The organism is Acaryochloris sp. IP29b_bin.137, from assembly GCF_028285745.1.
Classification (GTDB): Bacteria; Cyanobacteriota; Cyanobacteriia; order Thermosynechococcales; family Thermosynechococcaceae; genus Acaryochloris.
The window spans coordinates 1-6,062 of record NZ_JANQOP010000111.1 but is presented as its reverse complement, the minus strand read 5'-3'; the positions used below and the strand labels follow the sequence as shown (position 1 = coordinate 6,062).

Below are 6,062 nucleotides of genomic sequence, written 5' to 3'. Positions count from 1 at the left end.
TGAAATTACCGAGAAACTTCTAGCAGCAAAGAAAGCGAAAGGTATTTCCTTTGAAGATTTAGAAAAAATTGTCGGGTGTGATGAAACCTGGATTGCCTCAGTGATTTATCGTCAGGCGAGTGCCTCTACGGAAGAAGCCGAGAAGATTGTCACCGCTTTGGGCTTACCCGCAGAGTTGGCGGAACCCCTAACTGTGCCCCCCATGAAAGGATCTCTGGAGCCTGTAATCCCTACAGATCCATTAGTCTACCGATTCTACGAAATCATGCAGGTCTATGGGGTGCCGGTTAAAGCGGTGATTCACGAGAAATTTGGTGACGGCATTATGAGTGCCATCGATTTCTCCATTGAAGTGGATAAGGTGCCGGATCCAAAGGGCGATCGCGTTCAGGTCACCATGTGTGGAAAGTTTCTGCCTTATAAAAAGTGGTAGGTCATTCCCCCAAATTTTTCCAAACTCAATTCCTTGAGGACAGGATGATTGGCGATGGCGGCCAAACCGTCTACAGGGTTGAAATCAAAGACGTATCAATAGATCTTGCTAGGAGGTGCTAATGCTAAGTATGTTAACTTCCATAGGGCCAAAAATGAGAGGTGCTGGCTCTTCCGCTTGGGTCCGTTCCCTCTGGGGCCTCTTACTGTCTGGGTGTGGACTCTTACTCTTCACCCCGAATGCCTTAGCCCACCATCCCCTAGACGGTCGTTTACCCTCGAACTTCTTTGAAGGCTTTATGTCGGGGGTCGCTCACCCCGTTATTGGTGTTGATCACTTTGTATTTGTGATTGCTGTGGGGCTGATATCTGCTCTAATGCGTCAAGGTGTGATGATTCCCATTGCCTTTGTGATCGCAGGTCTGGCGGGGACGGGGATTCATCTCCAAAGTCTAGATCTACCTGCTCCAGAGTTTTTTATTTCGGCTTCCGTGCTGTTATTTGGGGTTTTGTTGGCCCTCAAGCGCCATCCCAACTGGCGGATTGTCGCTGGATTAGCGGCAGTGGCTGGAATCTTCCATGGTTATGCCTATGGGGAAGCCATTGTGGGTGCAGATATGACGCCCATGGTGGCCTACTTAGCGGGTTTCACCGTCATTCAGCTTGGGGTTGCCCTCGGAGCCAGGGGGATTGGGCGAAGGATACTCAAAGGGCATCAGATGCCGGAGTTGCCGCTGCGGTTTTCGGGCTTTGCCATTTGTGGGGTCGGGGCCGCCTTTCTTTCTGCCCTGATTTTGGGATAACAAGCCTATGAAACGGCGTCAATTTTTAGAATATGCAGGGGCAGCAGGCTTATCTTTGGTAATGGCCGAGCAAACGTCGGCCTTTGTGAATACCCCAGTTTATCCATCGGACTTATCCATCGTTGAGTTTGAGGTGACCACGGTTGATCACAGGGGGCAGGTCAAGCAGCGGCAACCCCATCGAGCAAAGTATTTTGCAGACTCCATTAATGGTACTGAGTTCTTGAGGATGGTGGCGGTGCCATCGGGTCACTTTCGGATGGGCGCTATCCCCACCGAAACCCAGGCCCACAGTTATGAGTTTCCTCGCCATCAAGTTAAACTCCCGAGGTTCTTCCTCAGCCAATATCCGATCACTCAGGCCCAGTGGGCAGCGGTGGCTACTCTGCCCAAAGTTAAGTATGACTTAAACCCTTTCCCCTCATACTTTCAGGGGAAAGATCGACCCGTGGAAAGTGTCTCTTGGTTAGAGGCTGTGGAATTTTGCGATCGCATCAGTCAACAGACGGGCCGCCCCTATCAACTCCCCAGCGAAGCCCAATGGGAATATGCCTGTCGGGCTGGAACCCAAACCCCCTTTAATACTGGGGAAACGATCACAAGCCAACTCGCAGACTATATGGGCACGACCCCTTATCGGGCTGAGGCGATCGGAGACTATCGTCAATCCACTATGGCAGTGGGGCGCTTATCCGCCAATGCCTTTGGACTTTATGACATGCATGGCAATGTCTGGGAATGGTGTGCCGATACCTGGCATGCTAATTACCGAGGTGCTCCCCGCAATGGGCGGGCAGCCCGGACATCCCAACTGCGCACCATTCGCGGGGGGAGTTGGCTGAATGCTCCAGCCCAGATTCGTTCTGCTAGTCGCTCGGGTTATGACCAAGCTGCTCTGAATCGAACCATCGGTTTTCGAGTCAGTCTGAGCTAGCGCCATGCTGTAGAAATAGGCGATCAGGCAAATCGATAGACCCTAGACTCCCACTGAAGACAAGGTACTTATGTATGGCACTCCTCCCTAAAATTCCTGTGACGGTCCTAACGGGCTACTTGGGGGCTGGCAAGACCACCCTGCTCAATCGCATCCTAACGGAAGAACATCACCAGCGGATTGCTGTGATCGTCAATGAGTTTGGTGAAGTGGGTATCGATCACCAGTTAGTGATCAATGCCGATGAAGATATTTTGGAGATGAATAACGGCTGTATCTGCTGCACAGTGCGCGGCGACCTGATTCGAATTATGGGGGATTTGATGGCGCGTGCCGAGTCCTTCGATCACCTGGTCATAGAAACCACCGGGTTAGCCGATCCCGCCCCCGTCATCCAGTCCTTTTTTGTGGATGAAACCATGGTGCGTCATACCCAGCTAGATGCAGTAGTGACGGTGGTGGATGCCAAGCATATTGAACACCATTGGCAGAGCAGTGAGGCCCAAGAGCAGATTGCCTTTGCAGATGTGATTTTGCTCAACAAAATTGATTTAGTCTCACCCAGGCAGTTGCGATCGCTAATGCAGAAGATTCGGGGGATGAATGCGATCTCAACCCTCCATTCCAGCCAAGATTGCCAGATCGCCTTAGACAAGGTCTTGAATGTGCAAGCCTTTGATCTGAAAAATGCCTTAAGCATCGATCCAGAATTTTTAACCGAAGACGCCCACACCCACGACGAGTCGGTCTATTCCATTGCGATTACTGAGCCTGGAACCGTTGATAGCGATCGGCTTAACCGCTGGCTCTATCAGCTTGTGCAAGCGCGTGGCCCCGATATTTTTCGCATGAAAGGCATCCTAGATGTTGATCATGCCAGACGGCGATTTGTCTTTCAGGGGATTCATATGACCCTAGATGGTCGCCCTGGCCGACCGTGGCAACCCGGTGAAACCCGCAAAAATGAACTGGTTTTTATCGGTCGCAACCTAGACGAAGCCGAACTCCGAGCGGGCTTCCAAGAGTGCTTGGCCCCTGCCTATATTCCTGCTTAACCGTCCTTAGAGAGAGCATCTATGAAACTTCAACATAATCTGGGTGGGCTAGAAGGGCTCGATCCCATTACCCCTGAAACCAAGGTCTTCGTGGAACCCTGGGAAACCCGTATCTTTGGCATTCACACGGCCATGATGGCCCTGAGCAATCACCTCAATACATCCCTGCCAAAATACGATATTGGCTCGGTCCCCACCCAATTCAAAAGCTTTTGGACCTGGGGCCACCTGCGCCAGGGAGCTGAAGGTTTGCATCCCTTTGAATATTTCCGACTGCGCTATTACGAAAAGTGGTTGGGGGGCATTTCCGGTTTCTTTATCGACGAAGGCTATATTACCCAAGAAGAACTGGATGCCCGGACCGCCGAATTCCTCCAGGACAGTACTAAAGCCGCGGCCCCCCTACCCAAGGGTGGCAACCCGGCAATTGATACCCAAGTTGAACAGTATCTGAGAAAAGGGGATTCTCCTAAACGCCCTTTACCAAGCCCTGCCAAGTTTAAGGTTGGCGACCAGGTCCGAATTAAAAATGTCTCACCCGCAGCCCATAGTCGGTTGCCCGGTAACCTCAAGGGGCGGATAGCTGAGGTCGTCAAGGTGTACGAGGGGGCCTTCACCTACTTTTTCCCCACAGAAGATGGCATCGGTACGCCCATGCCGGTCTATAGTCTTGCCTTCCAGGCCACTGACCTCTGGGAAGCCTCGACCACAGAAGCAAATTTGGTGTACTACAACGATATTTTTGAAGCCTATATAGAAGCGGTCTAAGGAGAAGTTGTTTTAAGGAGAAGCTGTTTTAGGAGACTGTTATGCCCAGCAACTATCCCGGATTTAAATATAGTACCGACCGAGAAACCTTTAGTGCCGCTAAGGCCAAGGCCCTGGAATCCCTGCTAATCGAGAAAGGGATTATTACAGGCGACACGGTGAATAAAATCCTCAGTTATTTTGAAACGGAAATGGGACCCTTCAACGGGGCCAAGATTGTGGCCAAAGCCTGGGTTGATCCAGACTTTAAAAAATTGTTGCTAGCGGACTGTAATGCTGCTTGCGAGCAAATGGACTTTCCTGAGGGTATGTCGGGGGCTGAAGGCGAACATATGCGTATTGTTGAAAATACCCCAGAGGTCCATAACGTGATTGTCTGTACGTTATGCTCCTGCTACCCCTGGCCGACCCTTGGACTGCCACCCTATTGGTTTAAGGACCCCACGTTTCGGGCCCGAGTCGCCCGGGAACCTCGTCAGGTGCTGTCTGAGTTCGGCGTCCAGCTGGATAAATCAGTCCAAATCAAAGTTTGGGACAGCAGTGCTCAAATTCGGTGGTGGGTGCTGCCCATGCGCCCTACCGGAACCGAGGGTATGAATGAAGCACAGCTAGCCCGTTTACTCACCCCTGAAGCCATGATGGGTGTGGCTACGGTCAAGGCTTAATCTTAAGGTTTAATTCTATGTTCACTCAATTTGAGCACTTTGCCACCACTAGTTTGATGGGCTCTCCTGAAGAAGCACCCCCCCGGCGAGAGGGGCATTTGAAGTTTGAGCGAGAGTGGGAAAAACTGGCCTTTGGCGTTGCGATCGCACTCTCTAAACAGGGGTATTTCGAATGGGAAGACTTCCGGCAAACGCTAATTGAAACGATTCGCCAATGGGAGGCGACCCATGACCTGACTGCCCCTGAATGGGACTATTATCAGTGCTGGTTAACGGCATTGGAAAAGCTAACTATTGGAACTGGCATTATCCACTCAGAAGAACTGGAAGCCCATATGATTCAACTGTTGGACTGTAAAAATAACCCACCGGAATAGTCCATCCCTAACCCTTACGCCTGCCGTTAAATCGATTACAAATTTGTATATGGAAACTAAACCGCCCCTTCCTCCTTTTACCCTAGAAACGGCCAACATTAAGGTTCGAGCCGCAGAAGATGCTTGGAACAATCGTGACCCTGACAAAGTGGCGCTGGCCTATAGCGAAGATAGCTTTTGGCGCAATCGAGCTGAAATTTTCCAGGGTCGAGAAGCGATTCGGGATTTTCTGCGCCGCAAGTGGGATAAGGAATTGGACTACCGCCTGGTCAAGGAACTATGGGCCTTTGGCACTAATCGGATAGCGGTTCGCTTTCAGTACGAATGGCACGATGATGCGGGGCAGTGGTACCGCGCTTACGGCAATGAAAACTGGGAATTTAACGAGGCAGGACTGATGCAACGGCGAGAAGCGAGCATTAATGATCGGCCAATTAAGGCCGAAGAACGGCGGTTTTATTGGTCTGCACCTGGACCCAGACCCAGCGATCATCCAGGGCTAATTAATTCACCTGAATAAAGCAAGGCTCAATCGGTGTTTTAGGGAGCTAGCCTAGCAAGGTGCCTAATAGGCTACTCATCAAGGCTTTTCCATTATGCACAAATTCAAAGAACCCTAGATATATCGGCAGTTTTTCTTGATATAGCAGCTTAGGATTTTTGAGAGACGCCTTGATCCCTGGAAAGCTAGCTATAGAAAAGTATCCAGGATTAGAAAATGTCCTAACTAAGGCTTTGATTGCTATAGATACCTCTATGGGGTCTCAACCATGACTGCAGTAATGATCAGAAGCCTTCAATGGTATTGACATAGACTTCACAAAAGCCATCACCATCCTCATCTCGGGCATATTCTCTAGCACTGTGACAAACGCTCTTATGAGAATATCCCCAAATTTCTAAACGAGCATAGATATCATACTCGTCGGTTGACCTTTACTCGAAAAAGTGGACAGTTCATTTAAGCTACAAGTGTTTGATTTCGTGTCCTCCAGTAATTGTCTTCAAATTGGACAGGGGCGCAATAT

General features: G+C 50.3%; 8 protein-coding genes and 1 pseudogene. 8 read left to right on the top strand and 1 reads right to left on the bottom strand.

The features are described from left to right. The 8 genes from cynS to Q0991_RS08535 all read left to right on the top strand — a co-directional run. On the top strand, positions 1–433 hold a 433-nt coding region (gene cynS / locus Q0991_RS08570), incomplete at its 5' end, for a cyanase (RefSeq protein ID WP_299487412.1). A gap of 130 nt (positions 434–563) precedes the next feature. Continuing rightward, positions 564–1,235 (top strand): HupE/UreJ family protein, encoded by a 672-nt coding sequence (locus Q0991_RS08565; RefSeq protein ID WP_299487409.1) that lies wholly within the window; start codon positions 564–566, stop codon positions 1,233–1,235. Positions 1,236–1,242: 7 nt separating this feature from the next. Continuing rightward, a complete protein-coding gene (locus tag Q0991_RS08560) occupies positions 1,243–2,169 on the top strand; it encodes a formylglycine-generating enzyme family protein (RefSeq protein WP_299487406.1) in 927 nt (308 codons plus the stop codon). 74 nt (positions 2,170–2,243) lie between these two features. Further along, complete coding sequence (locus Q0991_RS08555; protein ID WP_299487403.1) at positions 2,244–3,224, top strand: GTP-binding protein; 981 nt, start codon at positions 2,244–2,246, stop codon at positions 3,222–3,224. A 21-nt stretch (positions 3,225–3,245) separates the two neighbouring features. Next, complete coding sequence (nthB, locus tag Q0991_RS08550; protein WP_299487400.1) at positions 3,246–3,992, top strand: nitrile hydratase subunit beta; 747 nt, start codon at positions 3,246–3,248, stop codon at positions 3,990–3,992. Positions 3,993–4,033: 41 nt separating this feature from the next. Beyond that, positions 4,034–4,657: a nitrile hydratase subunit alpha gene (nthA, locus tag Q0991_RS08545; RefSeq protein ID WP_299487398.1), complete on the top strand. Its 624-nt coding sequence runs from the start codon at positions 4,034–4,036 to the stop codon at positions 4,655–4,657. A gap of 17 nt (positions 4,658–4,674) precedes the next feature. After that, complete coding sequence (locus Q0991_RS08540) at positions 4,675–5,034, top strand: nitrile hydratase accessory protein (protein WP_299487395.1); 360 nt, start codon at positions 4,675–4,677, stop codon at positions 5,032–5,034. Positions 5,035–5,083: 49 nt separating this feature from the next. After that, positions 5,084–5,554 carry a nuclear transport factor 2 family protein gene (locus tag Q0991_RS08535; RefSeq protein WP_299487393.1) on the top strand — a complete coding sequence of 157 codons (471 nt, stop codon included), beginning with the start codon at positions 5,084–5,086 and terminating at the stop codon, positions 5,552–5,554. 266 nt (positions 5,555–5,820) lie between these two features. Here the strand turns inward: Q0991_RS08535 and Q0991_RS25125 are convergent. Next, positions 5,821–5,967: pseudogene (locus tag Q0991_RS25125) on the bottom strand (DDE transposase); the annotation flags it as partial. Positions 5,968–6,062: the final 95 nt, after the last annotated feature.